This window comes from Burkholderia sp. AU33545 (assembly GCF_020419685.1).
GTDB classification, from domain to species: Bacteria; Pseudomonadota; Gammaproteobacteria; order Burkholderiales; family Burkholderiaceae; genus Burkholderia; species Burkholderia diffusa.
On the sequence record NZ_JAIZRQ010000004.1, the window covers coordinates 526,628 to 551,258 of the forward strand.

The 24,631-nt window shown below is 66.7% G+C and carries 27 protein-coding genes and 1 riboswitch; of the genes, 15 read left to right on the top strand and 12 right to left on the bottom strand.

The window, feature by feature from the left end; genetic code table 11:
- Nucleotides 1-25: 25 nt before the first annotated feature.
- From LGM71_RS16320 to LGM71_RS16330, 3 genes are read right to left on the bottom strand one after another with little or no spacing between them, the layout of a single operon-like run.
- Entirely contained in the window at nt 26-355 is a 330-nt protein-coding gene (locus LGM71_RS16320) for a hypothetical protein (RefSeq protein ID WP_226115378.1), read from the bottom strand.
- Nucleotides 331-1,011, bottom strand: a complete 681-nt coding sequence (locus LGM71_RS16325) for an HAD family hydrolase (RefSeq protein WP_226115545.1) — start codon at nt 1,009-1,011, stop codon at nt 331-333. Before LGM71_RS16325 ends, LGM71_RS16320 begins: the two co-directional genes overlap by 25 nt.
- Nucleotides 1,012-1,046: 35 nt before the next feature.
- The gene (locus LGM71_RS16330; RefSeq protein WP_124627625.1) at nt 1,047-1,991 is read right to left on the bottom strand and encodes a choline ABC transporter substrate-binding protein; all 945 of its coding nucleotides are present in this window, start codon (nt 1,989-1,991) and stop codon (nt 1,047-1,049) included.
- Between the two features lie 261 nt (nt 1,992-2,252).
- Here LGM71_RS16330 and LGM71_RS16335 point away from each other — a divergent pair, with 261 nt between their 5' ends.
- The 3 genes from LGM71_RS16335 to LGM71_RS16345 are packed head-to-tail and all read left to right on the top strand — an operon-like array spanning nt 2,253 to nt 4,164.
- Nucleotides 2,253-2,933, top strand: a complete 681-nt coding sequence (locus tag LGM71_RS16335) for an MgtC/SapB family protein (RefSeq protein ID WP_124905974.1) — start codon at nt 2,253-2,255, stop codon at nt 2,931-2,933.
- Between the two features lie 43 nt (nt 2,934-2,976).
- A complete protein-coding gene (locus LGM71_RS16340) occupies nt 2,977-3,744 on the top strand; it encodes a DeoR/GlpR family DNA-binding transcription regulator (RefSeq protein ID WP_124627620.1) in 768 nt (255 codons plus the stop codon).
- Between the two features lie 48 nt (nt 3,745-3,792).
- Entirely contained in the window at nt 3,793-4,164 is a 372-nt protein-coding gene (locus LGM71_RS16345) for a nuclear transport factor 2 family protein (RefSeq protein ID WP_226115379.1), read from the top strand.
- Between the two features lie 72 nt (nt 4,165-4,236).
- On the opposite strand, the gene LGM71_RS16350 is transcribed toward LGM71_RS16345, so the two are convergent.
- The 3 genes from LGM71_RS16350 to LGM71_RS16360 form a co-directional block, all read right to left on the bottom strand.
- Nucleotides 4,237-5,718, bottom strand: coding sequence for an aldehyde dehydrogenase family protein (locus LGM71_RS16350; protein ID WP_226115380.1), 1,482 nt, complete (start codon nt 5,716-5,718; stop codon nt 4,237-4,239).
- A gap of 22 nt (nt 5,719-5,740) precedes the next feature.
- Nucleotides 5,741-6,691: an agmatinase gene (gene speB / locus LGM71_RS16355; RefSeq protein WP_226115383.1), complete on the bottom strand. Its 951-nt coding sequence runs from the start codon at nt 6,689-6,691 to the stop codon at nt 5,741-5,743.
- A gap of 165 nt (nt 6,692-6,856) precedes the next feature.
- Entirely contained in the window at nt 6,857-7,747 is an 891-nt protein-coding gene (locus LGM71_RS16360) for a helix-turn-helix transcriptional regulator (protein ID WP_226115384.1), read from the bottom strand.
- Nucleotides 7,748-7,944: 197 nt separating this feature from the next.
- Between LGM71_RS16360 and LGM71_RS16365 the strand changes: the two genes are divergently transcribed.
- The 3 genes from LGM71_RS16365 (at nt 7,945) to LGM71_RS16375 (ending at nt 11,036) form a co-directional block, all read left to right on the top strand.
- Nucleotides 7,945-8,289, top strand: a complete 345-nt coding sequence (locus tag LGM71_RS16365; protein ID WP_059447616.1) for a cupin domain-containing protein — start codon at nt 7,945-7,947, stop codon at nt 8,287-8,289.
- 222 nt (nt 8,290-8,511) lie between these two features.
- Nucleotides 8,512-9,978 (top strand): NAD(P)/FAD-dependent oxidoreductase, encoded by a 1,467-nt coding sequence (locus tag LGM71_RS16370; protein WP_226115385.1) that lies wholly within the window; start codon nt 8,512-8,514, stop codon nt 9,976-9,978.
- Nucleotides 9,979-10,115: 137 nt separating this feature from the next.
- Entirely contained in the window at nt 10,116-11,036 is a 921-nt protein-coding gene (locus LGM71_RS16375) for a LysR family transcriptional regulator (RefSeq protein WP_151049816.1), read from the top strand.
- Nucleotides 11,037-11,048: 12 nt separating this feature from the next.
- Here the strand turns inward: LGM71_RS16375 and LGM71_RS16380 are convergent, their stop codons facing one another.
- From LGM71_RS16380 to LGM71_RS16390, 3 genes are read right to left on the bottom strand one after another with little or no spacing between them, the layout of a single operon-like run.
- Nucleotides 11,049-11,252, bottom strand: coding sequence for a hypothetical protein (locus LGM71_RS16380; protein WP_226115386.1), 204 nt, complete (start codon nt 11,250-11,252; stop codon nt 11,049-11,051).
- Nucleotides 11,253-11,301: 49 nt separating this feature from the next.
- Nucleotides 11,302-11,670 carry a hypothetical protein gene (locus LGM71_RS16385; protein WP_059605157.1) on the bottom strand — a complete coding sequence of 123 codons (369 nt, stop codon included), beginning with the start codon at nt 11,668-11,670 and terminating at the stop codon, nt 11,302-11,304.
- Nucleotides 11,671-11,691: 21 nt separating this feature from the next.
- The gene (locus tag LGM71_RS16390) at nt 11,692-12,048 is read right to left on the bottom strand and encodes a winged helix-turn-helix transcriptional regulator (protein WP_226115387.1); all 357 of its coding nucleotides are present in this window, start codon (nt 12,046-12,048) and stop codon (nt 11,692-11,694) included.
- Between the two features lie 137 nt (nt 12,049-12,185).
- Here LGM71_RS16390 and gstA point away from each other — a divergent pair, with 137 nt between their 5' ends.
- Complete coding sequence (gene gstA, locus LGM71_RS16395; RefSeq protein WP_226115388.1) at nt 12,186-12,824, top strand: glutathione transferase GstA; 639 nt, start codon at nt 12,186-12,188, stop codon at nt 12,822-12,824.
- A gap of 18 nt (nt 12,825-12,842) precedes the next feature.
- Here the strand turns inward: gstA and LGM71_RS16400 are convergent, their stop codons facing one another.
- The 3 genes from LGM71_RS16400 to LGM71_RS16410 all read right to left on the bottom strand — a co-directional run bounded on the left by LGM71_RS16400 (nt 12,843) and on the right by LGM71_RS16410 (nt 16,343).
- Nucleotides 12,843-13,853: a sodium:calcium antiporter gene (locus LGM71_RS16400; RefSeq protein WP_175816220.1), complete on the bottom strand. Its 1,011-nt coding sequence runs from the start codon at nt 13,851-13,853 to the stop codon at nt 12,843-12,845.
- 84 nt (nt 13,854-13,937) lie between these two features.
- Nucleotides 13,938-14,121: riboswitch (yybP-ykoY riboswitch) on the bottom strand.
- 138 nt (nt 14,122-14,259) lie between these two features.
- The gene (locus LGM71_RS16405; RefSeq protein ID WP_226115389.1) at nt 14,260-15,675 is read right to left on the bottom strand and encodes a heavy metal sensor histidine kinase; all 1,416 of its coding nucleotides are present in this window, start codon (nt 15,673-15,675) and stop codon (nt 14,260-14,262) included.
- Nucleotides 15,672-16,343 (bottom strand): heavy metal response regulator transcription factor, encoded by a 672-nt coding sequence (locus tag LGM71_RS16410; RefSeq protein ID WP_151049806.1) that lies wholly within the window; start codon nt 16,341-16,343, stop codon nt 15,672-15,674. The genes LGM71_RS16405 and LGM71_RS16410 overlap by 4 nt, the downstream gene beginning before the upstream one ends.
- A gap of 265 nt (nt 16,344-16,608) precedes the next feature.
- Between LGM71_RS16410 and LGM71_RS16415 the strand changes: the two genes are divergently transcribed.
- The 8 genes from LGM71_RS16415 (at nt 16,609) to LGM71_RS16450 (ending at nt 23,955) form a co-directional block, all read left to right on the top strand.
- Nucleotides 16,609-16,983, top strand: coding sequence for a hypothetical protein (locus LGM71_RS16415; protein ID WP_226115391.1), 375 nt, complete (start codon nt 16,609-16,611; stop codon nt 16,981-16,983).
- A gap of 88 nt (nt 16,984-17,071) precedes the next feature.
- Nucleotides 17,072-17,365 (top strand): hypothetical protein, encoded by a 294-nt coding sequence (locus LGM71_RS16420; protein ID WP_151049804.1) that lies wholly within the window; start codon nt 17,072-17,074, stop codon nt 17,363-17,365.
- A complete protein-coding gene (locus tag LGM71_RS16425; RefSeq protein WP_226115393.1) occupies nt 17,362-18,903 on the top strand; it encodes a TolC family protein in 1,542 nt (513 codons plus the stop codon). The genes LGM71_RS16420 and LGM71_RS16425 overlap by 4 nt, the downstream gene beginning before the upstream one ends.
- Nucleotide 18,904: 1 nt before the next feature.
- Nucleotides 18,905-20,200: a multicopper oxidase family protein gene (locus tag LGM71_RS16430; protein ID WP_226115395.1), complete on the top strand. Its 1,296-nt coding sequence runs from the start codon at nt 18,905-18,907 to the stop codon at nt 20,198-20,200.
- 73 nt (nt 20,201-20,273) lie between these two features.
- Entirely contained in the window at nt 20,274-20,621 is a 348-nt protein-coding gene (locus LGM71_RS16435) for a copper-binding protein (RefSeq protein ID WP_226115396.1), read from the top strand.
- A gap of 14 nt (nt 20,622-20,635) precedes the next feature.
- The gene (copC, locus tag LGM71_RS16440) at nt 20,636-21,016 is read left to right on the top strand and encodes a copper homeostasis periplasmic binding protein CopC (RefSeq protein WP_124905986.1); all 381 of its coding nucleotides are present in this window, start codon (nt 20,636-20,638) and stop codon (nt 21,014-21,016) included.
- Nucleotides 21,013-21,954, top strand: a complete 942-nt coding sequence (locus LGM71_RS16445; RefSeq protein ID WP_226115398.1) for a copper resistance D family protein — start codon at nt 21,013-21,015, stop codon at nt 21,952-21,954. Before copC ends, LGM71_RS16445 begins: the two co-directional genes overlap by 4 nt.
- A gap of 189 nt (nt 21,955-22,143) precedes the next feature.
- The gene (locus LGM71_RS16450; RefSeq protein WP_226115399.1) at nt 22,144-23,955 is read left to right on the top strand and encodes an ExeM/NucH family extracellular endonuclease; all 1,812 of its coding nucleotides are present in this window, start codon (nt 22,144-22,146) and stop codon (nt 23,953-23,955) included.
- Nucleotides 23,956-24,631: the final 676 nt, after the last annotated feature.

Consider the following 24,631-nt stretch of genomic DNA (forward strand, 5'->3'; position numbering starts at 1 on the left):
CGCGCCGGACAAGGGCAGGTGCCCGTCAGTGGCAAGCCGTGGCGCAATGCAGGACCGGCGCGGCGGCCGGGCCCGATGCCGATGCGCGGTTCGCGGCGAGGTTGCCGGTCGCGCCGGAATCGCCATCGCCGCAACCGGCCAGCGTGCAGAGGAGTGCGATCATCAAAGCGCCGCGCCAGTGCGGAAAATGACTTTCCTTGCCGGCGGGCGGAGCGGGGTTGTCGCGACTCGATTCAAGTCGGATTCCTGAGTGATTGACGTGCGTCGTTCCTGTTCCTGCTTTCATTGCCCCTCCAGAAATGAAATGAGCAGCGGAGAATAGCGCCCGTATCAGAACAACTTCATGACAGGCCATCCGCGCGTGCCGGCGACATGCGACAGCCTTGCATCGGGATTGGTCGCAACCGGATGCGTGACGTAGTCGAGCAACGGCACGTCGTTGATCGAATCGCTGTAGAAGTAGGTTCGATCGAAATCCGACGGCGCGTAGCCGAGCGAATCGAGCCAGGCGTTCGTGCGCACGACCTTCCCTTCGCGAAAACTCGGCACGCCGGTGCTGCGTCCGGTGAACCGTCCGCCCGGCGTGTCGTCGTCGGTATCGAGCTCGATGCCGAGTAGATGCTCGATTCCAAACTCGGCGGCGATCGGCCCCGTCACGAATACGTTGGTTGCGGTGACGATGCAGCAGAGATCGCCGCTCTCGCGATGGCGATCGACGAGCGCGCGCGCCTGCGGCGTGATGGCCGGCCGAATCACCTCGTCCATGAACTGCGCGTGCCAGCGTTCGAGCTGCGCCCGTGGATAGCGGGTGAGCGGCGCCAGCGTCACCGCGAGATACGCGTCCATGTCGAGCGTGCCGGCCGCGTAGCGGCCGTAGTGCTCGTCGATCAGCGCCGCGTGCGTGTCGTCTTCCAGCGAACCGACCCGAGTGATGAAGCGGCCCCAGGCCTGATCGCTGTCGAGCGGCAACAGCGTGTGATCGAGATCGAACAGCGCGAGATTCCTGTGCATGTGAAAGTCCTTGTATTGCGTGCCTGCTGGCGTGCTCATGCGCCGATGAGTTTCTCGATCGCGTCCTTCGCGTTCTTCCCGTCGATGGTCGTGACGCCGTCGAGCCACTTCGACAGCACGCCCGGGTTCTTCCTCGCCCATTCCTTCGCGACCGCGACCGGATCCGCGTGATTCATGATCGGCACCATCAGCTGGTTCTCTTCGTCGGTCGTGAATTTCAGGTTGGTCAGCAGGCGGCCGACGTTCGGGCAGCGTTCGAGGTAGCCGGGCGTGACGAGCGTGTAGACCTTCGCCGAGCCGTAGTTCGGGCCGAACACGCCGTCGCCGCCTTCCAGGTACGCGATCTTGTAGTTGATGTTCATCGGATGCGGCTCCCACGCGAGGAACACGATCATCCGGTGTTCCTGCACCGCACGCGTCACCTGCACCAGCATCCCGGCCTCGCTCGACTCGACGAGCTTGAAGCCGCCGAGCCCGAATTCGTTCCTGTCGATCATCCGCTGGATCAGCGCGTTACCGTTGTTGCCGGCGCCGATCCCGTAGATCTTGCCGTCGAGCTGGTCGCGGAACTTCGCGATGTCGGCGAAGCTCTTCAGGCCCTTGTCCGATGCGTATTGCGGCACCGCCAGCGTGTAACGCGCGCCGACCAGGTTCGGCTGCGGCAGCAGGTGCACGGCGCCGGCGTCGACGAACGGCTTCACCGTCGGCGTCATGCTCGGATCCCAGTAGCCGAGAAACGCATCGATCTGTGCCTTCTTCACGCCGGCCAGCACGATCGGCGGCGACGCGATCGTCTTGCTGGCTTCGTAGCCGAGCCCGTCGAGCAGCATCATCGCGACGCCGGTCGTGGCCGCGATGTCGCTCCAGCCGACATCGCCGAGCGTCACCTTCCTGCAGACGTCGCCTTCGGATGCGTGAACGGGCGCCGTCGCGATCGACGCGAGCAGCATTGCGGCCAGCATCCATGCCTTCTTCATCATGTTGGTCTCCTAAGCAAGTGTTCCGGATCGGGTTGCGTGAGTGGTCCGACGATCGATCGTATTGATCGGATGAAACGAACGAACTTGGGTCTAGCCGTGCGGTTTTTCGTAACGTATATTAGAAAGCACAAATTCGCAAGTTCGCACAAATATACAACCTGCGGCGCGTGCGAACCGTCAGCCGGACGAAAGCAGGGCAGGTCGGGCGGCGGTCCGGGCGCGTCGCGTTTCATCAAGTCGGTCGAAGAATGGAGGCATCGCATGATCAGTCAGATGGAAATCATCTCCCGCCTGTTGCTGGCCGCGCTGCTCGGCAGCATCATCGGCATCGAGCGCGAACGGCTGTCGTGGGCGGCCGGGTTGCGCACGCACATGCTGGTAGCCGTCGGCGCGGCGCTCGTGATGGTCGTGTCGGCGTTCGGCTTCGCCGACATCCAGAACGCGAAGAACGTGTCGCTCGACCCGTCGCGGGTCGCCGCGCAGGTCGTATCGGGCATCGGCTTTCTCGGCGCCGGGTCGATCATGCTGCGCGGCGAGATCATCCGCGGGCTGACGACGGCGGCGAGCCTGTGGGTCGTCGCGGCGGTCGGGCTGGCGGTGGGCGGCGGCATGTACATCGCCGCGATCGCTGCAACGGCGATCGTGCTGACGATCCTCGCCGGCCTGAAGCCGATCGAGAAGCGCTTCTTCGCCGCGCGGCAGCGCTGGGGCGTGCGCATCCTCGCGAGCCGCGGCGCGGTGAAGCTGACGTCGCTGCAGGCGATGCCCGGGATCGACCAGGCGCGCATCGTCCAGTTCGTCATCGAACAGGACGACGCGACACCGGACGACGACCGGATCCATGTGGTGTTCTCGAAGATGACGAGCCGCGAATTCCAGGTGGTCCGTCAATCCCTGCAGACCCTCGGCGGGGTCAAAAAGATGGAGGAGAGCGCCGCGTAGCCGCGGTTCGAATACCATTGACGTTCATTTCCAAGGACATTTCATGTGGCAAGAAGAGCGATATCAGAGGATCCGGCTTCTGTTATCGAAGATGCAGCGTGTCTCCACCGACCGGATCATGGCCGATCTGAACGTGTCGCGGGAAACCGTGCGCCGCGATCTCGTCGATCTGGAGGCGATGGGGGAGCTGAAGCGCGTGCACGGCGGCGCGGTGCAGGTGGGCGACGAAGCGCCGATCGCCGAACGCGCGCAGACGCACGTGAAGGCGAAGCAGGCGATCGCGCGCGCCGCGGCGCGGCTCGTCACGGGCTCGCAGACGCTGTTCATCGACGCGGGCACGACCACCACGCTGCTGGCCGAGGAGCTGGCGAAGCTGTCCGGCCTCACGGTCGTCACGAATTCGATCGACGTCGCGTTGAAGATGCGCTCGAGCGACCCTGGGCAGGCGAAGAACGAAACGATTCTGCTCGGCGGGATGATCGGCAGCCGCGCGGCCGCGACGGTCGGCGACGGGACGATCGCCGAGATCTTCCGCTATCGCGCCGATCTCGCGTTGCTGTCGCCGGTCGGCGTCGACCACGTGCGCGGCGCGACGAACTACGATCGGATGGAAACGGAAGTCGCGCGCGCGATGGTCGCCAACGCGGCGGACGTCGCGATCCTGGCCGACTTCAGCAAGCTCGGCACGAATAGCCGGATCGGCTTTTGCGAACCCGCGCGGATCGGCACGCTCGTGACGGACCAGAAGGCGGAGTCGGTCGACAGCTACCCGAGCATCAAGAAGGTCATCCGGAACATCGTGCTGTCGTGATGCGCGCGGCGGCGCGCCGCGTCATGTGAAGCGGCTGGCACGACGCGCTTGCGCCGCAGCATCGACAGTGACTGCGCCGCGGGTGCGGCCGGATCGTCGGTCGATGCCTGCACCGTCCGTTCGATCGCGCTCGCCTCGGCGCGCAGCGCTTTCACCATCGCCATCAAGTCGTCGAGCCGCGCGCGCATCGCACGCGCGCTTGCCTGTTGCGCTGCGATCCACTGTTCCGCCGCCTCGCGGCGGCTCGCGTGCAGCGGCAACCGGGTCGTCGTGCTCGGCACGCAACGCTGGCATGTCCATGCCACAGGCCGCACGTACGACGACGACTGGGTGCATCTGTTCACGATCGAAAGCGGGAAGATCGCGACGTTTGTCGAGTATCACGATACCGAGGCCGAAGCGGCGGCACATCGACCGTGACGACGCCGTATTCGCGCACGGACATCGTCATCATCGGAAGCGTGCATCGCATGCTTCGGCCGGCCGCCCCGGTCAATCGATCGCGCGCATCGCGTGGCGCAGTTCCTGGTAGCTGCGCAGGCCCGTCACGCCGAGTTCGCGTCCGATCCCGCTGAGCCCGAAACCGCCCCAGCACACGTGCGGGTAGATGAGCTGCGGTGCGTTGATCCACACGAGCCCGGCGCGCAAGCGTGCCTGGAACTGCTTCGCGATTTCCGCGTCGCGCGTCACGACGGTCGCGACGAGCCCGTAGCGCGTGTCGTTCGCGAGCGCGATCGCCTCGTCGTCGGTGCGGAACGACTTCACGCACGCGACCGGGCCGAACACCTCGTCAGTCCACAGCAGGTTGTCGACGGCGGGTTCGGCGACCACGACCGGCGCCATGAAGAAGCCGTTGCCGCCCCCCTCGGCGACGCACCCGCTGAACGCGACGCGGGCGCCGGCCGCGATGCCTTGCTCGAGCATCGCCTCCACGCGCGTGCGCTGCGCGGCCGAGATCAGCGGCCCCATCGCGACGTGTTCGGCGGAAGGCGGCGCGACGACGAGCGCGCGAACGGCCGTCTCGAACGCGGCCATGAAGCGGCGGTACACGCTGTCGTGCACAAGGATGCGCGTGGTGGCCGAGCACATCTGGCCCGCGTTCGTGAACGCACCGGCCACCGCCAGTGACACCGCGACGTCAAGATCGGCGTCGTCGCGCACGATCAGCGACGACTTGCCGCCGAGTTCGAGCGTCACGCGCTTCATGTCCTCGGCCGCGGCCTGCATGACCTTGCGGCCGGCGGCCGTGCTGCCGGTAAACGAGATCTTGTCGACCAGCGGATGCGCGGTCAGCGCCGCGCCGACTTCCGCGCCGCCGTTGACGACGTTGACGACGCCGTCCGGCACGCCGGCTTCGGCGATCAGGTCGAGCAGTGCGTGCTCGGTCGGCGACGTCAGTTCGGACGGCTTCATCACGACCGTGCAGCCTGCCGCCAGCGCGGGCGCGAGCTTCCACGCGGTCGTGACCATCGGGAAATTCCACGGCATGATCAGCGCGGCCACGCCGACCGCATCGTGAAAGCGTTCGGCCGTGACCGTGTCGCTCGGCAGCGCGACCGGCTCGGCCGCGAACAGCGCAGGGTTCTCGCACAGCTGCGCGTAGTACGCGAACGTCGCGGCGACGTCGTCGACGTCGGCGTCGGCCTCGAACGGCGGCTTGCCGCTCACCTGCATCTGCAGCGCCGCAAGGCGTTCGCGGCTGGCGTCGATGCGCGCGGCGATCGTCGCGAGCAGGCGGCCGCGCTCGGCGGGCGGCGTGTCGCGCCAGCCGGCGAACGCGTCGTGCGCGGCGCGGACCGCGGCGTCGACGTGCGCGGCCGTCGCGAATTCCTGCCAGCCGATCGTCTCGCCGGTCGACGCATTGAAGATCGGCGCGCCGGCTTCAGCGGAATGCGTGTGCACGGATCGGCCGGCGATGCGCGCGGCGGGCAGCACGATGGCGGTGGCGGAAGGGGAAAGCTCAGCGGTGGACATGAACGTTTTCCTGTCGATCGGGTTAGCGGCAGGCGACGCCCGGCATCACGCAGAGCATCTCGAACGCGAGGTTCGCGCCGACGAGCGCGGTGGTGCCGGTCGGATCATACGGCGGCGACACTTCGACGAGATCCGCGCCGACGATGTTCAGCCCCTTCATCCCGCGAATGATCTCGAGACCCTGCTGCACCGACAGCCCGCCGATTTCCGGCGTGCCGGTGCCGGGTGCGAACGACGGATCGAGACCGTCGATGTCGAAGCTGAGATAGACCGGCGTGTCGCCGATGCGTTCGCGCACCTGCGTCATCAGCGGCGCGAGCGACGTGTTCCAGCATTCCTCCGCCTGCACGACCGTGAAGCCCTGCTGGCGGCACCAGTCGAAATCGTCCGCGTGGTAGCCGGTGCCGCGCAAGCCGATCTGCGTGACCTTGTCGCATTGCAGCAGGCCGTCCTCCACCGCGCGGCGGAACGGCGTGCCGTGCGCGATCTTCTCGCCGAACATCGTGTCGTTCACGTCCGCGTGCGCGTCGACGTGCACGACGGCGACCTTGCCGTACTTCTTGTGCAGCGCGCGCAGGATCGGCCATGCGATCGTGTGGTCGCCGCCGAGCGTGATCGGCCGGCAGCCGTTCGCGACGATCTCGTCATACGCTTCTTCGATGCGGCGCACCGAATCCTTCAGGTCGTACGGGTTGGTCGCGACGTCGCCGATGTCGGCGACCTGCAGCGAATCGAACGGTGCCGCGCGCGTGGCCATGTTGTACGGGCGAAGCAGCACGGACTCGGTGCGGATCTGGCGCGGGCCGAAGCGCGAACCCGAGCGGTTCGACGTGCCGAGGTCCAGCGGCACGCCGACGAAGCACACGTCGAGGCCGTCGGTCGTGTCGGCCTGCGGCAGGCGCATCATCGTGGCGATGCCGCCAAAGCGCGGCATCTCGTTGCCGCCCATGGGTTGGTTCAGTTCGCGGTGCATGGGGCCGTCTCCTCTTTCTGGTGAAAAGCGATCGGCCGATGGTAGATGAGAACGCGCACGCGAAGATCGCGAAGTCGCAACGTTTACATCGACGGGGCTCGATGCGAGTGGCGCCGCCGCATCGAAGCGGCGTGACCGTCGGCAGACTGTCGACGTCGGACCGGATCAGCGCGCGATCGCGGGCGGCGGCGCGCCGTCGCCGTCGTGGGCCGCGGCCACACGAAACGCCGGCGCGGCCGAGCCCCATGCAGCAAGCTCGCGCTTCGTGCGCACACCGAGCTTCGCGAACGCGCGCTTCACGTACGACTCGGCCGACGCGACCCGCACGCCGAGGATGTCGGCGGTTTCCGGCACGGTCTTGCCGGAGATCAGATGCTTGCAGGTTTCGTATTCGCGCTTCGACAGCTTCACGCCGTCGGCCGCGATCCGCGCATCGAACTGCGCGAGCGGATGCACTTCGGGTGTCGGATGCGCGACGCGCCGCGCGGCGGTAGTCGACGCGTGCAGCTCGAGCAGCGGGAACAGCACATCGCTGACGTTGCGAAAGCGGTTCATCTCGGCGAGCGTGAACGGCGGGCGGTCACGGCCGCGTTCCAGCGCGATCGAATGCTGCGCGTAGCGCGTGCCGCGCGCGAGCACGCATTCGTGGCCGATACGCACGTCGTCGAACAGCCGCTGGCGGAATTCGCCGGGCGGAATCGCCGCGATATCGCGCACGACCAGCATCGTGCCCGTCTTGCCGCGCAGCCCCGCGAACAGCGGGTCGCTGTCGAGAAAGCGCTCGTAGTAGAGCGTCATCACGTCGGAGATCGCGGCGGTCGCGGTGCCGATGCCGCTGCTGCCGATCCATTCGCAGCGGTAGCCGGTGGGCATCGTGCCGTCGACGCGCGAACGTTCGACGTGCGCCACGTCGAGCGGTACCACGTCGTTCAGCAATTGCGTGAGACGCGGCACGAAGTGCGGCGTGCCGACCGTCTCGATCAGCTCGCCCAGCGCCTTGAACGACACGACGAAGCGGTCGGTGTCGCGGTCTGAGGGGTTCACGTTGAGCAGCATGCGGTTCCCCGGTGAAAAGCGGCCGCGATTTTAGCGTCCGAAGTCCGAAACGTCATTAAGGGGAAATGCGGTATGGCGTCCTGCGATCTGGCGCACCCCGGAAAACGCGACTTGTCCCCCCCGAAGGGGGGCATACCGGCGCAGTGTAAATGAGTAACTTTGTCTCTGCTTTTTCAATCCAGAGACGAAAGATTCAGATGACCAAACTGATCAAGGACATCCTGCCGCTCGGCGCAGGCATTGGCGAATTCACGAAGCTCGACTTCGGGATGGACGAAAGCGACTGGCGCGCGGCCGAAGGCAAGAGCGGCAGCTATCTCATCGGCTGGTGGGAAGGCAAGGTCGGCTCGGTGGAGTTTCCGGAAACGGCGGCGGACGAGGCGGTGTGGCTCGTCGAGGGCCGGATCGCGCTGACCGACGTTGAAGGCAACCGGAAGGAATTCACGCCGGGCCAGGGGTACCTGCTGCCGGCCGGTTTCGCGGGCCGCTGGGAGACGATCGAGGACGCGAAGAAGTTCTACGTGCTGCTCGAGAAGTCGTGATGCGAGCGACCGCCGCCGGGGTGTCGTCGTCGGATTGACGCGGGCCCGCCGGCGGTTGCGTTTTCGATCGACCGCTAGCGAAGTCCGTCGCGTTTTTGCCGACGGGACGCATCGCGACTTGCGGTGCATGCGCCGCAAGTCGCCATCGGCGAAATCGGCGAATGCGGCACGCCGCGCACGCTCGACCCGTGCGGGCCGCGATCACGTGGAATGGCTGGGATCATGGAAATGGAAGTCAACGAAGCAACACGGGCCGCACCGGCGCACGCGCACGCACACGCCGCGCGTCGCGCACCGGTCGCACTGAGCGCCGCCGAGGCGCTCGCGAATACGAAGCTGTTCCCGTACTGGCTCGACAACCCGGCCGCACCGGCCACCGAGCCGGAGCTCGTCGGCGACGCGACGGCCGACCTGCTGATCGTCGGCGGCGGCTTCACGGGGCTGTGGGCGGCCGTGCAGGCGAAGGAGCAGATGCCGCACCTGAACGTGGTGCTGATCGAGGCCGGCAAGGTCGCGCACGGCGCATCGGGCCGCGCGGGCGGGATCATCTCGACGTCGGTGATGCACGGGCTGCCGAACGCGGTGCGCGTGTTCCCGAACGACATCGCGCAGCTCGAGGCTTTCGGCCATCGCAACCTCGACGGCTTCGAGGAAACGCTGAAGCGCTACGACATCGACGCCGACGTCGAGTGGAACGGCGAGATGACGGTGGCGGTCGACCCCGAGCACCTCGCGCACCTGAAGGGCGATTACGACCTGCATCGCGAATACGGACACGACGTCGTGCTGCTCGATCGCGAGGAGACGCTCGGGCAACTGAATTCGCCGCTGTTCGCGGGCGCACTGTGGTCGCGCAACCGCAGCGGCATCGTGCATCCGGCGAAGCTCGCGTGGGGGCTCAAGCGTGCGGCGCTGTCGCTCGGCGTGAAGCTGTACGAACACACGCCGCTCACCAAGGTGACCGACGAAGGCGGCACGGTGTACGTGAAGACGCCGAAGGGCAGCGTGCGCGCGCCGCGCGTCGTGTTCGGCAGCGGCACGGCGAAGGTCGGCATTCCCGACATCAACCGCCGGGTGATGCAGGTGCGCGACCACGTGCTCGCGACCGAGCCGCTCACCGACGAACAGCTCGCGCGCATCGGCTGGAAGAATCGCCAGGGCGTGTACGACACGCGCACACAGCTGAACTATTTCCGGCTGACGAAGAACAACAACATCATCTTCGGCGGGCTGGTCAGCTATCACTTCGACGGCGATCCCGAGCCGCACCAGGACGGCGAGCGCGAAACCTACTACCGGCTCGCGGAGGCGTTCCACCGCACGTTCCCGCAGCTCGCCGACGTGCGCTTCTCGCACGCGTGGGGCGGCCCGATCGACTACTGCTCGCGCGGCTCGGTGTTCGCGAAGCGCTATCTCGGCGACAAGGCCGTGTTCGTCGCCGGCTACACGGGTTTCGGCGTCGCGGCGAGCCGGTTCGGCGCGTTCATGGGGCTGAACATCCTGTTCGATCGCGACAGCCCGGAACGCAAGCTCGACATCGCGAACCAGAGCCCGAGCTACATCCCGCCCGAGCCGATGCGCTGGGTCGCCGCGAAGATCACGTTCCATGCGTTCGACGGCGCGGATGCCGAAGGCGGCTGGAAGCGCGCGTGGATAAACGGGATCAAGGCGATGGGCTTCCCGATGTAGGCGACGCGCGATGTCCGCGAGCGACGCGTATGGCGCGTGCCGTTGCCGATGGCGGCACGCGTCCGGCAAGGTTCATCGGCAAAGACGGCCGGTATCGCGCCGGCCCGACAACGCGCTCAGGCGCAGCGGCTCGAAGCATGTTTTCGAATACCACCGATCTCGATCTCCGGCTCATCCGGGTCTTTCTCGCCGTCGTCGACGCACGCGGCATCACGGCCGCCGAGGCATCGCTCGGCGTGCGGCAGTCGACGATCAGCACGCAGCTGTCCGCGCTGGAAGCGCGCGTCGGTTTCAAGCTGTGCGATCGCGGCCGCGGCGGCTTTCGGCTGACGTCGAAGGGTGAACGCTTCGCGGCCACGGCACGCACGCTCGTCGCGGCGACGTCCGAGTTCGTCGCGCGTGTGCGCGACATCGACCGCAAGCTGGTCGGCACGCTGTCGATCGGCCTGATCGGGCAGGCGCCGCTCGTCGAAAACGCGCGCCTGGCCGATGCCATCGGCGCGTTTCGCAAGCGCGACCAGGCCGTCACGTTTTCGATGAAGGTCGCGTCGCCGCAGGAACTCGAGGAAAGTCTCGTCAACAACCAGCTCGATCTCGCGATCGGGTATTTCTGGCACCGTGTGCCGGGGCTCGACTACACGCCGTTGTTTACCGAGGAACAGGTGATCTACTGCGGGCGCGGCCATCCGCTGTTTCATGCGTCATGGCCGGTGTCGGCCGACGACCTGCAGGCGCACGACTGGGTATGGCGCACTTATCCGGTGCCGGAGGAGCAGTATCCGCTGCCGGAGCGGCGCGTGACCGCGAGCGCGGACAGCATCGAGGCCGCGACGATCCTGATCCTGTCGGGCGGCCATCTCGGCTATCTGCCCGCGCATTACGCGGAGCCGTTCGAGCAGCGCGGGCTCGTGAAGGCCATCGGCCGCGCGACGCTCAGCTTCGACGTGCCGCTGCATCTCGCGATGAAGCGCAGCGCGAGCGACAGGCCGATCGTCGACGCGTTCTGCGAGGATTTGCTGCGCGCGTTCAACATCAAGGCGGTCGCGCTGGCCGCGTAGCGCGGCACCTGCTCAGGCATCGATGCGCTCGACCTTGCCGACCAGCAGCCCGTACGACAGGCTGCCCGCGATCACCCATCCCGTCGACGTGACGTAGTTCGCGCCGATGATGCAGGTCGAGATCCTGGCCACATGCGCGGCGGCAATCGATGCGCAGCACGCGACCAGCAGCGCGCAGCGCAGGAGAAGCGGTTGGAATCGCGCAGCACGCGTCATGGGCGAAGCGCGAACGCGCGAGATGTAAACGCGTGCCGGGCAGGGCGGGTTACGTGCTTGCGCTGTCGTCGCGATATCCGCTCTTGCCGTCGAAGATTTCCTTGAGCGCGGCACGCAGCACGACCGGATCGTGCTCGCCGGGCGCGAGATGAATCACGTAATGTGTGTTGCCGTCGAGACGCGCGGCGGTGCGCTCATCGAGCTTGACTTCGATCGTGTCGCCCGTGAGGCGCACCGTCAGATCCTTCACGTGCGCGGTGAGCTGGTCGAGCACCATCACCTCGATCGACGTTTCCTCCGGAAAGCGCAGCAGCGAGAAGCAATAATTCTGCGCCGCGTCGTGGCAATAGATGTTCGCGCAACTTTCGTCGTCGTCGATGTCGGACGTTGCCGCGCCGACGGTGGCATGTAGTTCCATGATGTTTCTCTCGATGAGGGGTTATCGGGGCAGCTCGGCTTCCGCTTCAACCTCGCAGTGCGCATCGCGCGCCTTCAGCCACAACCCGAACTCGCGCATGACGTCGACGACGGGCCGCAGCCGGTCGCCGTCCGCGGTCAGATCGTACTCGACGCGCACCGGCACTTCCGGATACACGGTGCGCCGCACGAAGCCGGCGTCCTCGAGCGCGCGCAGATCGAGCGTCAGCATGCGCTGCGAGATGCCCGGCATGTCGCGGCGCAGGTCGCTGAAGCGCTTCGGTCCGTCGAGCAGATACGACACGAGCAGCAGCCGCCAGCGGCCGCCGAGCAGGCGCATCGCTTCTTCCACGGAACATCCTGTCGCACTCGTTTTCATCCTGCTGAACCCCGGTAGGTAACTTTTTTGTGACTACGGCACAAACGACTGCCTTCTTCTCAGCGCTGCACCGATGCGAGATATTAGCGCCCGCGTCGCGGCGAATCGAGAGTCGAACCACCCAACCAAGGAAACACATGAAGCTCTATCACGCTCCCGGCAGCTGTTCGCAGGCGATTCGCATCGTGCTGCGCGAAGCGGGCATCGACGCGAAGATCGTCACGGTCGACGCGCGGAAGCACCGGATCGAAGACGGTCGCGATTATTACGACGTCAACGAACTCGGCTACGTGCCGCTGCTCGAACTCGACGACGGCACGATGCTGCGCGAAGGACCGGTGATCGCGCAGTATCTCGCCGACCTGCGCCCCAACGCGGGGCTCGCACCCGCGTACGGCACGCTCGCGCGCTACCGGCTGATGGAATGGCTGACCTTTCTCGGCACCGAGATCCACAAGGGCTTCATCCCGCTGCTGTACGCGGTGCAGGCGGGGAAATACGTCGACCCGGCGCGGCAGAAGCTCGACGGCCGCTTCGCATGGATCGACCGCCAGCTCGACGGCAAGAGCTTCGTCACGGGCGACACGTTCACGATCGCCGATGCGTACCTGTTCGCGCTGACGGGTTGGGGCAAGGCTGACTGGATGCGTTCGGTGTACAACGCCGACATCGACTTGAGCCGGTACACGAATCTGCGCGCGTGGTACGAGCGGGTGCGCGCGCGGCCGGCCGTGCAGCAGGTGCTGCAGGCCGACGCCCGGCCCGATGTGTCGTGATTGAAGCGCGTCGCGCGTTCAGCGCGTCAGCGTCACGAACAGATAGCCGACATACCCGGCCCCGTTTGCCAGCAACGCCCAGATCGCGAGCCCGCGCGCGCGGGCATTGACGCGCAGCCACACCGCCGCCGCGAGCGTGATGATCACGCCGGTCAGCACTTCGGGGCGCGGTTCCCACGGCGTCAGCATGATGCCGATCGCCGGCAGCAGCGTGCCCTGGAACACCATCGCGCCGGTGATGTTGCCGAACGCGAGCGTGTCCTTCTTGCGGCGGATCCACAGCACGCTGTTGACCTTTTCCGGCAATTCCGTCGCGATCGGCACGATGATCAGCGACAGCAGCAGCGCGGAGATGCCGAGCAGGTGCGACACCCCCTCGACGCCGTGAATGAAGCCCTTCGCGCCGCCGACGAGCAGCGCGACACCGAGCGCGAGTTGCAGCGCGATGGTCGCCAGGTTGGTCGGCAGCCCGACGCGCGACAGGAACATCGCGTGCGGCGCCTCGGTGCCGTGCCCGGCATCGACGAGTTGCGTCGACGCGCGGAACGTCATCAGGACGTACGTCACGTAAATGCCGACCAGCATCGCGGCGAGCAGCGCGCGGACCGCCCACACGTGATGCGGAACGAACATCGCGATGGTGGCGAGTGCGAATGCGGCGATGAAGTAGTTCAGGTCGCGCACGAAGCCGGTGCGCTCGGGCGCGATCGTGCCGGTCAGTCCGCGTGAGCGGATCACGGCGAGCGTCATCAGGAAGGTCGTCAGCGTCGCGAGCATCAGCGGCGCGCCGAGAATCGCGCCGACGCCGATTTCCTCGTTCACGGCCGCGTTCGACGTGCCGCCCGCGAGCGCGAGCAGCGGCACCATCGTTTCGGGAAGCGCGGTGCCGACGGCGGCGAACAGCGAGCCGGTCACACCTTCCGAAATCTTCAGCCGCTCGCCGAGATGTTCGAGCGCATTCGTGAAGAGTTCGGCGGCGATCAGGATGACGATCAGCATGACCGCCAGTTCGACGAGCATCAACGTCATGCGGCACCTCCGCAGGCAGGCACGCAGGCAGTGGCGGAACGGACGCAGCGGACAAAACGCACGGGGAAGTCTGGAAGGAACATGGGGACTCCGTGGTCGGACGTGGACGAACCATGACGCATCTGCCGACGTCCGACCAGGAACGACGCGATGCGTCGATGGTCTCGCCAGACCGATTAGGCCGAACGCGCCACGGCCGCAGGCCGAGTGTGTTGACGCGTTCGCTTTCCGGGGGATGGAAAGCAGGCTACTCCCCAAAGACGAAGGGCAGTCTAGCCGAGCTGGCCGCTTTCGGCAAGCGCGTGCGGTCATATCCGTTCATGCGTGCGGTCAAGCCGCCTTGTGACGGATGCCCGTGCAGTATCGGGAAGCATCGGCATGCTCGCGCGACGGCGTCATCCGCGTGTCACGAAACGCGGGCCGGGAAGTGAAGCGCGAAGGTCGTCCGTCCGTCGCGGCTCACGACTTCGACCTTGCCGCGATGCAGCTCGACGATCGACTTGACGATCGCGAGCCCGAGCCCGGTGTTGCGCGCCGCGCCGTGCCGCGACGAATCGATCCGGTAGAAGCGCTCGAAGATCCGCTCGATCTGTTCGGGCGGAATCGCGACGCCGCGGTTCGTGACCTCGACGACCGCGTAGCCGGGCCGGGTCGATACGGCCAGCTCGATCGTCGATCCGGCTTCCGCGTGTTCGAGCGCGTTCGAGACGAGGTTGCTGACGGCGCGCCGGAACAGTGTCGCGTCCGCGACGACCGGTGCTGCGCCGTGTACGTCGAGGCGCACGCCGGCCTCGTCGGCCAGCGCCTGGAAATACGACGCGAGCCGACGCAGCTCGTTGCCGGCGTCGAGTTCCGCGGTCTTCAGGTGCTGCCGCGCATTGTCCGTGCGCGCGAGAAACAGCATGTTCTCGATCATCCGCTGCAGCCGTTCGCATTCCTCGATGTTCGAATCGATCAGCGATTCGTATTCCTCGGTGGTGCGGGCACGCGACAGCGTGACCTGCGACGCGCTGATCACGTTCGCGAGCGGCGTGCGCATGTCGTGCGCGAGATCGGACGAGAACTGGGACAGCCGCACGAACGCGCGCTCGAGCCGGTCGAGCATCCGGTTGACCGACGTGGCGAGCTCGCGCAGCTCGATCGGGCCGCCGCGCGCATCGAGGCGCGCGGCCAGGTTGTGCGCCTCGATGCGCGACGTCTGCCGGCCGAGGCTCTCGACCGGACGCAGGCCGCGGGACGCGACCGCGTAGCCGAGCGCGCCGACCAGGAGCGCGCCGAGCGCGGCCGCGAGCCAGATGTCGACGCGATAGCTTTCCAGCAGCGACTGGCGGTCCGCCGCCGTGCGCGCCAGCGCAACCTGAATGGTTTCGCCCGACGGCAGCGTGGCGCGCGCACGGACGCAGCGCGACGTGCCGATGCCGGGCGGCGAGCACGTGAATGGGCTGGCCGCCGCGCCCGCTGCACCGGCCGGCTGCGGCCGCGCGATCACCGACGCGAGCGTGTGGCCGGCTTCGTCGGTGTGTTCGACGAGCGGGCGGTTCGCGCCGTCGTAGATGCCGAGATAGACGCCCGGATGCGACAGCAGCACTTCATGGAAGACGGCCGGATCGGCGCGCACGGCGGCGGTCGAACCGCTCGCCCGCGCGAGCTGCAGGAACTGGTTGAGCTTGCCGGCGATCTCGATATCGTCGCGTCGGGTCAACTCGGCGGACAGCGAGCGATACAGGTACGCGCCGGTCAGCGCGAACACGAGCGCGGCCACGACCGCGAACGCGAGCGTCAGGCGCCGGAGCAGCGAATAGGGCGCGGGGCCGCCTTTCATGCGCGATCCTCGAGCACGTAGCCCATCCCGCGGATCGTGTGGATCAGCTTCTTCTCGTATGCGTTGTCGATCTTCGCGCGCAGGCGCTTGATCGCCGCATCGACGACGTTCGTGTCGCTGTCGAAATTCATGTCCCAGATCTGCGACGTGATGAAGGTGCGCGTCAGCACCTCGCCCTCGCGTTCCGCGAGCAGCTGCAGCAGAGCGAACTCCTGCGCGGTCAGGTCGATGCGGGCGTCGGCGCGTCGTACGCGGCGCTTGATCAGGTCGACTTCGAGATCGGCGATGTGCAGGATCTCTCGGGAATTGCGCGGCACGCGCCGCAGCAGCGAACGGATGCGGGCAAGGAACTCCGCGTACGCGAACGGTTTGAGCAGGTAGTCGTCGGCACCCAGTTCGAGCCCCGTGACCTTGTCCTCGATCGCTTCCCGGGCCGTCAGCAGCAGCACCGGCGTCTGCTTCTGCGCGCGCAGCCGCCGGAGCACCTCGAAGCCGTCCAGTTCCGGCAGCATCACGTCGAGCACGACGAGATCGAAATCCTCGTGCAGCGCGAGGAACAGCCCGTCCTGGCCGTTCTCGGCCACGTCGACCGTGTAGCTTGCCTCCGTCAGCCCCTTGCGGAGGTACGACGCCATCTTGGGTTCGTCTTCGACTATCAGTATCCGCATGGTGGAGCAGGCGTTCGTGATTCCAGCCGGTCAGTGTAACGCGTGAGCTTACGGCGCAGCGCGTGCGCGAAAGATGACCGCCGGATGACGGAATTTTCATGAAGCGTGCGTGCGATGCGTCGCCGTACTTCATGAAAATTCCGTCATATTTCGGCCATGTCGTCGTCACGCCGGCGGCGATAAGCTGCGGCCGTCTTGTATCCGGCGCGCGTCGTCGCGGCGCCGCTCCCGTTCATCCGGTCATCGTCTGCCTGATTCCGCATCCATGTCGTATTGGCGCAAATTCATCCTCGTTGTGCTGCTGGCGCTGTGCGTGCCGATCCAGTCGTTCGCGACCGTGTCGACGCAGTGCGCGGGTGCCGCCGCGCCGCATGCGGGGGCCGGTGCCAATGCCCAGGCTGCGTCGCATGCGATGCCGAGCGCGCACGGCGAGCGGCATGAGCACGGCGACCACGCACGGCACGAGGCGCCTTGTTCCGCCTGCGGGTCCTGCTGTTTGGGCTCGGGCATGGCGGAGGTGCCTGCCGTGTCCGTTACGTCGGACGTCGGCCTCGCGGTCGTCACGTTCGCGCCGTCGACGGTCGTCGTGTCGTTCTTGACCGGCGGTATCGACCGGCCGCCGCGCCGGATTCCCGTCTAGTCCGTGTCCGCGGCCGACCGGCCGCGATCCGCAAACCGTGCCGGCGAACGCTCGACATCCGCCGCACGACTCACGACGAGAACCATCCATGCGATTGATTACTGCGGCGCTGCTTGGCGCGGCGGCGCTCGTGCCGTCGCTCGCGCCCGCGCAAACCGCCTTTCCCGATCCGGCCGACGCGGCTGCGCCGGTGCCGGACGTCACGGTGACGTCCGCGTTCGACGGCTACGTGCCGTATCGGGACGACGCAGGCCCGGGCTGGAAGCAACTGAACCGGGACGTGACGGCGCGGCCCGCGAAGGGAGGCGCCACCGGACACGCGAAACCCGAAAATGCGGCAGCCGGCGCGGCCCATTCGATGCACGGAGGGGCCGCGCAATGACGAGACTTGCGATTTCACCGCGGTTCGGCGCAACCGTGCTCGTGCTGGCATTCCTCGCCGGCTGCACGACATTCTCGAAGGACGGCGGCTTCGACGCCGTGTCGTCCGTCGCATCGGAGCGCATCGGGAAGGTCGCCGTCATCGTCAGGACCGACGCCGACCGTGCAGCCGTCGACAAGCGGACGAAGGAACTGCTCGAGAAACCGCTGTCGATGGACGACGCGGTGCAGCTCGCGCTGCTGAACAACCGTGGCCTGCAGGCGTCGTACGCGGAACTCGGGCTGTCGGAGGCCGATCTCGTGCAGGCCGGCCGGCTGCCGAACCCGCGCTTCTCGTTCAGCCGCACGCGGGCCGGTGACGGCGAACTGAGCCTCGGCCGCACGTTCTCGGCCAACGTGTTCGCGCTGCTGACGCTGCCGCTCGCGACGAACATCGAACGCCGCCGTTTCGAGCAGACTCGGCTCGAAACCGCCGACGCGATGCTGAGGGTCGCGGCCGACGCGCGCCGCGCATATGTCGAAGCCGTCGCGGCCGAACAGGCCGCGAATTATGCGCAACAGGTCCGCGACGCCGCGAGCGCCGGAGCCGAACTCGCGCTGCGCATGCGCCAGGCCGGCAACTTCAGCCGGCTCGACTACGCGCGCGAACAGGCGTTCCATGCGGATGCTGTCGCGCAGCAGGCGAAGGCGCGGCAGCAGGCCGTGGCCGCGCGCGAGAAGCTCACGCGCGCGATGGGGCTGTGGGGCGAGCGCACGCGGTACGCGCTGCCGGAGCGCTTGCCCGACCTGCCGAAGGCACGCCCCGATCTGCCCGATCTCGAACGCTATGCGATGAGCAACCGCCTCGACATCCAGGCCGCGAAGCTGCAGACGCGGGGCGTCGCGTCGTCGCTCGGGCTCAGCAAGGCGACGCGCTTCGTCAACGCGGTCGATCTCGGCTACGTGAACAACTACGAGACCGCCAAGGGGCACGAGCACGGCTACGAGATCAGCGTCGAGATTCCGCTGTTCGACTGGGGCGGCGCGAAGGTCGCGCGGGCCGAGGCCGTCTACATGCAGTCGGCGAACCGGCTCGCGCAGACGGCGATCGACGCGCGCTCGGAAGTGCGCGAATCGTACGCGGCATACACGACGAGCTACGACGTCGCGAAGCACTATCGCGACGAAGTCGTGCCGCTGCGCAAGACGATCTCGGACGAGTTGCTGCTGCGCTACAACGGGATGCTCGCGAGCGTGTTCGAGCTGCTGGCCGATGCGCGCGACCAGGTCGGCGCGGTCAACGGCTACATCGATGCGCTGAAGGACTACTGGCTCGCCGAAACCGATCTGCAGGCGGCCGTTGGCGGCCGGCTGCCGACCGCGCAGCCGACGCAGCCGACGCAGCCAACGCAGCCAACGCAGCCAACGCAGCCAACGCAGCCAACGCAGCCGACGCAGCGCGCGGACGCGCCCGTCGCACCCACGACCGACGCTGCACCGCAGCCGGCTTCTTCACCCGTGGCGCAACCGGCGCCCGCAACGCATCCGGAAGGTCATTGACATGGTGTCCCGTCGACAATTTCTCAGCGGCTCGGGCGCCGCGCTGCTCGGTGCGGCGATGGTCAGCAAGGGCGGCGCGGCGTCGCTGCCCGAAGCGCCCACGATGGCGAAGGCCGGCACGCAGCCGCCGCTCGTGCCGCCCAACGGCCGCCCGTACACGCCTGTCGCGACGCTGAACGGCTGGACGCTGCCGTGGCGAATGAAGAACGGCTGGAAGGAATTCCACCTGACGGCCGAGCCCGTCGTGCGCGAGATGGCGCCCGGGATGAACGCGAACCTGTGGGGCTACAACGGCCAGTCGCCGGGCCCGACGATCGAGGCCGTCGAAGGCGACAAGGTCCGGATCTTCGTGACGAACCGGCTGCCCGAGCACACGACGATCCACTGGCACGGGCTGCGGCTGCCCAACGGGATGGATGGTGTCGGGGGCCTCACGCAGCCGCACATTCCGCCGGGCAAGACCTTCGTCTACGAGTTCCAGCTGGAGGCGCACGGCACGTTCATGTATCACCCGCATGCCGACGAAATGGTGCAGATGGCGATGGGGATGATGGGCATGTTCATCGTGCACCCGAAGGATCGCGCGACGATGCCGGTCGATCGCGACTTCGTCTTTCTGCTCGCCGCGTACGACATCGATCCGGGCAGCTACACGCCGCGCGTGAACGAGATGACGGACTTCAACATGTGGACGTTCAACTCGCGCGTGTTCCCGGGCATCGACCCGCTGCCGGTGCGGGCGGGCGACCGCGTGCGGATTCGTTTCGGCAACCTGACGATGACGAACCACCCGATCCACCTGCACGGCTACAGCTTCGAGGTGGCCGGCACCGACGGCGGCTGGATTCCGCCGGCGGCGCGCTGGCCGGAGGTGACGGCGGATGTCGCCGTCGGCCAGATGCGCGCGATCGAGTTCACCGCCGATCGCCCGGGCGACTGGGCGTTCCATTGCCACAAGTCGCATCACACGATGAATGCGATGGGGCATCAGGTGCCGAACCTGATCGGCGTGCCGCAGAAGGACCTCGCGAAGAAGATCGGCAAGCTCGTGCCCGACTACATGGCGATGGGCAGCACGGGCGGCGCGATGGGCGGCATGGAAATGCCGCTGCCCGACAACACGCTGCCGATGATGACGGGCACCGGCCCGTTCGGGCCGCTGGAGATGGGCGGCATGTTCACGGTGCTGAAGGTCCGGCAGGGGCTCGGCCGCAACGACTATCGCGATCCGGGCTGGTTCCGGCATCCGAAGGGCACCGTCGCGTACGAATACACCGGCGAATTGCCGGACGGTTGAGCCGAGGGCAGCATGCGGCGGCCGTGACGATGCGGCCGCCGGTTTTCGTTTCATTCACTCAGGAGCACGCACGATGAAGAAGGAACTGGTTTCGATTGCAACGGGTTGCATGCTGGCGTTGTCCGCCGCGTCGTACGCGGCCGGCGACATGGCCGGCATGGATATGAGCGGCGGCGCGATGCAGGGCGCCGCCGCAAAGCACGAGATGTCGCACGGCGAGATTCGCAAGATCGACACGGGCACGGGCAAGCTGACGATCAAGCACGGCGCGCTGGACAACCTCGGGATGGACGCGATGACGATGGCGTTCAAGGTGAAGGACCCGGCGATGCTGTCGCAGGTGAAGGTGGGCGACCAGGTCGACTTCGTCGCCGAGGACGTGGGCGGCGCGTTGACCGTCGTCGAGCTGAAGAAGCCGTGACGCCGGGCATGACCATGAAAATCACCACGCTCGGGCGGCTGGCCGCCCTCGCCGCGGCCGGCGCGATCGCCGCCGCCGTGCCGGCCGCGGCATTCGCGCACGGCAAGCTGGAAAGCGCCGCACCGGCGACGGGCAGCGCGGTCGACACCGCGCCCGACACGTTGCGGCTGACGTTCAACGAAGACCTCGAACCGGCGTTCAGCTCGGTGAAGGTGTCGGACGCGAACGGCAATGCCGTCGCGCACGAAAAGGCGAAAGTCGATGCGTCGAATCCGCGCGTGATGACCGTCGGGATACCGAAGCTTTCGCCCGGTGCGTACACGGTGCAGTGGGTGGCGATGACGGCCGACGCGCATCGCACCAAGGGCACCTATTCGTTCAGGGTGAAGGGGTGAACGAGGGCCTCGTCGGCCTTCTGCGGCTCGTGTCGGTGGCGATCCAGAACACCGGGTTCACCGTCATCGTCGGCGCGCTGCTCGGCAGCCACTGGCTCGCGCGCGGCGAGTCGGCGTGGCAGCACGGCATCGCGCGGCGTCTCGTCGCGACGCTGCGCATCGCGTCCATCGTGTCGCTGCTCGCGAGCATCACCGCGTTCTGGGCGCACTGCGCGCTGATGAGCGACGTGTCGATGCTGGACGCCTGGCCGGCTGTCCGCGCGATGCTCGCCGGCACCGGCTTCGGCCACGCGTGGCTGGCCGGCGCGGTGTTCACGGCCGTCGTCGTGCTGCTGTCGTTGCTCCGGCGTGCGAACGACACGCGCTTTCCGTTCGCGATGTGGGCCGCGCTCGCAGGTGTCGCACTCGCGCGCAGCAACGGCGGGCATCCGGTCGACGCGGGCCTGTTCAGCGTACCGGTGTGGGTCGACTGGCTGCATCTGCTGGCAATCAGCGCGTGGGTCGGGCTCGTGTTCGTGACGGCGTTCGGCGTGATGCCGCGTCTTGTCGGCATGCCCGCGAGCGAACGCACGACCGGCGCATCGTTCGTGCAGTCGCTGTCCGATGCGTCGACGTACGCGTTGATCGTGCTGTTCGCGACCGGCGCTTACAACGGCTGGCGCGGTGTCGATACGCCCGCGAACCTGCTCGGGTCGACGTACGGGCAGATCCTGCTGTTCAAGCTCGCGCTCGTGCTGATCGCGGCGGCGCTCGGCGGACACAACCGGTTCTTCGAGATGCCGAAGCTACTGGCCGCGCTGAAGGACCCGGCGGCCGCGACGCCGGCCGACCTGTTGCGACGGTTCGGCGCGGTGTTGCGGATCGAGGCGGTTGTGCTGGCCGGCGCGCTGATGGTGGCCGCCGTGCTCGTGTCGAGCGCGTTGCCGGGGACGGTTTAGCGCCACGGTCGGCAGGCGAAGCCGGTATCGGGAAATCGTCGGAACAGCGGCGGTTTTGATCAGACGATTTCCCGCTTTCCGACCGTGAGCGCGATGTCGGATTATTACATCCATCTATCTTCTGGTTACTAACAACTGTCATCGAGCGCCGCTAAGCTTTCGCCATCCTCACAACCGGGATTCCCCGTCATGCGCTCGACAATCCGCCTGTTTGCCCCGCTATTGCTGCTGCCCACGCTTGCCGCACCGGTCTTCGCCGCCACCGCCGCTCCCGTCAGTCCGAACTGCGGCGGCAGCACGACGCCGATCGCCGACATCCAGGGGCCCGGCGCGCCGTCGCCGCTCGCCGGCCAGAACGTGTCGATCGAAGCGGTCGTCACCGCCGATTTCGGCGGCACGGACGGCTTCGGCGGCTTCTTCGTCCAGCAGGCCGACGCGCAGCGCCGCAACCAGCCGGGCGTATCCGAAGGCCTGTTCGTCTATGCGCCGAAAGTGCGCGCGAAGGCCGGCGATCTCGTGCACGTGACCGGCAAGGTCGAGGAAAAATACGGGCAGACGCAGCTCACGCTGTCGGGCGCGATCGCGGTGTGCGCGAACAACCAGACGGTCACGCCGGCGACGCTCTCGCTTCCGGTCGACAACCCGAACGCGTTCGCCGCATATGAAGGAATGCGCGTGCGCCTGCCACAGACGCTCACCGTCACCGAAAATTACGAACTCGGCCGCTACGGCAGCGTGTTGCTGAGCAACGGCCGCCTGCGCACACCGACGAGCGTGGTGCCGCCGTCGCAGGCGCAGACGCAGATCGATGCGAACGCACGCAACCGGCTGGTCCTCGACGACGGCTCGAACAAGCAGAACCCGGCGACCGTGCCGTATCCGGCGCCGGAACTGTCGGCCGCGAACACGTTGCGCTCGGGCTACACCGTGCGCGACGTCCAAGGCGTGCTCGAGGTGCGCTACGGCGCATGGCGCGTGCAGCCGCTGCCCGGCGCGGCCGCGCCTGCTTTCGACACGCGTTCGAACCCGCGCACCAACGCACCGGCGCGCGATCCGAAATCGAACCTGCGCGTCGCGTCGTTCAACGTCCTCAACTACTTCAACGGCAACGGTCTCGGCGGCGGCTTCGATGATCCGAACAACCGCGGCGCGAAGAACTACCAGGAATTCCAGCGCCAGGAAGCGAAGATCGTCAGCGCGCTGAAGGCGCTCGACGCCGACGTGATCGGCCTGATGGAAATCCAGAACAACGGCTACGGCGAACTGAGCGCGGTGCGTCAGCTCGCGGCGAAGCTCGGCAGCAACTGGCGCGTCGTCGATCCGGGCACGTCGCGCCTCGGCGGCGACGCGATCACGGTCGCGATGATCTACGACAGCCGCGCGGTCGAACCCGTCGGCCGCGCGTCGACCCTCGCGATCGACGACAAGAACCGCCAGCCGCTCGCGCAGTCGTTCCGCCGGATCGGCGGCAAGCAGGCGTTGACGATCGCGGTCAATCACCTGAAGTCGAAGAACTGCCCGGACGCCGCGAACGACGACCTCGACCAGGGCGACGGCCAGGGCTGCTGGAATCCGACGCGCACGCGCGCGGCCGCGAAGCTGGCCGACTGGCTCGCCGGCGCCCCGACGGGCGTCGCAGGGCAGGGCACGCTGCTGATCGGCGACTTCAACAGCTACACGTATGAAGACCCGATCCGCCTGCTCGAATCGCGCGGCTACCGCAACCTCGTGTCGCGCTGGATCGGCGCCAATGCGTACAGCTACGTGTACAACGGCGAAGCCGGCTACCTCGATCACGCGCTCGCGTCGCTGCCGCTCGCATCGCACGTGAAGGCCGTGCACGAATGGCACATCAACGCGGACGAGCCGCTCGCGCTGCAGTACACGCTCGCGTACAAGTCGGCCGAGCAGCAGAAGACGTTCTACGCGCCGGATGCGTATCGTTCATCGGACCACGATCCGGTGCTGATCGATATCGCGTTGCCGGGCAACGGGCGCTGATCGCTGAATCCAGTGTCTGAAGTACGGCGTGCGACGTTGCCGCACGCCGTCGCGCGGGCGGTGCTTGTGCCGCTCGCGCTGCCTCTCTCCCCCTCGGCCGTCAGGTGCCCGATTCGCGATCGCTGTCATGCGATCCGGAATGCGTGGCGCGAATGACGGCTTCTTCATTGCGAATGCCTTCGCATTACGCATCAATGCCGTTTGGCGCACTCCGCGGTTTAATTCCGATGTCGGGTAAATAATTCCATTGCGTGTTCGGGAGATAATCGGAATCGGTATTTTTTGGACAGTGCCGATTTTTATTCAATGAATCGCGCCAATCGATTCGGGATAATTAAAATGAAAGAAAAATCCTGTCGATCTGAAGGGCGTCCATGCGCAATGCGAAGTGTGGAAGGGTTGCCCAACATGCGGAAACGCCATCGCATTTCAATAAAATTGACTCATATAACAAACCAGGCGCGAACAATCGTGTTTTCTTTCAAATACCAGACACTGATCGCCGTTTGCATCATAAGAGATTTTTTAATATCGGAATGATCTTTGACAACGCAGCGCAGCACCACCTATTTTTGTGATGTCGTAAATTTTGGTCATACGATAAGTCGTTGAAACTGCAAAGGGGGCGGCGTTACCCGCATCATTCTCCGCCAGCAGTTTGCTGTGTCTGTATCAA

Bases quoted from the DNA above. Each gene is read 5' to 3' on its own strand.
- LGM71_RS16320 (WP_226115378.1), bottom strand. From the start codon at position 355: ATGGCCTGTCATGAAGTTGTTCTGATACGGGCGCTATTCTCCGCTGCT.
- LGM71_RS16325 (WP_226115545.1), bottom strand. From the start codon at position 1,011: ATGCACAGGAATCTCGCGCTGTTCGATCTCGATCACACGCTGTTGCCG.
- LGM71_RS16330 (WP_124627625.1), bottom strand. From the start codon at position 1,991: ATGATGAAGAAGGCATGGATGCTGGCCGCAATGCTGCTCGCGTCGATC.
- LGM71_RS16335 (WP_124905974.1), top strand. From the start codon at position 2,253: ATGATCAGTCAGATGGAAATCATCTCCCGCCTGTTGCTGGCCGCGCTG.
- LGM71_RS16340 (WP_124627620.1), top strand. From the start codon at position 2,977: ATGTGGCAAGAAGAGCGATATCAGAGGATCCGGCTTCTGTTATCGAAG.
- LGM71_RS16350 (WP_226115380.1), bottom strand. From the start codon at position 5,718: ATGTCCACCGCTGAGCTTTCCCCTTCCGCCACCGCCATCGTGCTGCCC.
- speB (WP_226115383.1), bottom strand. From the start codon at position 6,691: ATGCACCGCGAACTGAACCAACCCATGGGCGGCAACGAGATGCCGCGC.
- LGM71_RS16360 (WP_226115384.1), bottom strand. From the start codon at position 7,747: ATGCTGCTCAACGTGAACCCCTCAGACCGCGACACCGACCGCTTCGTC.
- LGM71_RS16365 (WP_059447616.1), top strand. From the start codon at position 7,945: ATGACCAAACTGATCAAGGACATCCTGCCGCTCGGCGCAGGCATTGGC.
- LGM71_RS16370 (WP_226115385.1), top strand. From the start codon at position 8,512: ATGGAAATGGAAGTCAACGAAGCAACACGGGCCGCACCGGCGCACGCG.
- LGM71_RS16375 (WP_151049816.1), top strand. From the start codon at position 10,116: ATGTTTTCGAATACCACCGATCTCGATCTCCGGCTCATCCGGGTCTTT.
- LGM71_RS16380 (WP_226115386.1), bottom strand. From the start codon at position 11,252: ATGACGCGTGCTGCGCGATTCCAACCGCTTCTCCTGCGCTGCGCGCTG.
- LGM71_RS16385 (WP_059605157.1), bottom strand. From the start codon at position 11,670: ATGGAACTACATGCCACCGTCGGCGCGGCAACGTCCGACATCGACGAC.
- LGM71_RS16390 (WP_226115387.1), bottom strand. From the start codon at position 12,048: ATGAAAACGAGTGCGACAGGATGTTCCGTGGAAGAAGCGATGCGCCTG.
- gstA (WP_226115388.1), top strand. From the start codon at position 12,186: ATGAAGCTCTATCACGCTCCCGGCAGCTGTTCGCAGGCGATTCGCATC.
- LGM71_RS16400 (WP_175816220.1), bottom strand. From the start codon at position 13,853: ATGACGTTGATGCTCGTCGAACTGGCGGTCATGCTGATCGTCATCCTG.
- LGM71_RS16405 (WP_226115389.1), bottom strand. From the start codon at position 15,675: ATGAAAGGCGGCCCCGCGCCCTATTCGCTGCTCCGGCGCCTGACGCTC.
- LGM71_RS16410 (WP_151049806.1), bottom strand. From the start codon at position 16,343: ATGCGGATACTGATAGTCGAAGACGAACCCAAGATGGCGTCGTACCTC.
- LGM71_RS16415 (WP_226115391.1), top strand. From the start codon at position 16,609: ATGTCGTATTGGCGCAAATTCATCCTCGTTGTGCTGCTGGCGCTGTGC.
- LGM71_RS16420 (WP_151049804.1), top strand. From the start codon at position 17,072: ATGCGATTGATTACTGCGGCGCTGCTTGGCGCGGCGGCGCTCGTGCCG.
- LGM71_RS16425 (WP_226115393.1), top strand. From the start codon at position 17,362: ATGACGAGACTTGCGATTTCACCGCGGTTCGGCGCAACCGTGCTCGTG.
- LGM71_RS16430 (WP_226115395.1), top strand. From the start codon at position 18,905: ATGGTGTCCCGTCGACAATTTCTCAGCGGCTCGGGCGCCGCGCTGCTC.
- LGM71_RS16435 (WP_226115396.1), top strand. From the start codon at position 20,274: ATGAAGAAGGAACTGGTTTCGATTGCAACGGGTTGCATGCTGGCGTTG.
- copC (WP_124905986.1), top strand. From the start codon at position 20,636: ATGAAAATCACCACGCTCGGGCGGCTGGCCGCCCTCGCCGCGGCCGGC.
- LGM71_RS16450 (WP_226115399.1), top strand. From the start codon at position 22,144: ATGCGCTCGACAATCCGCCTGTTTGCCCCGCTATTGCTGCTGCCCACG.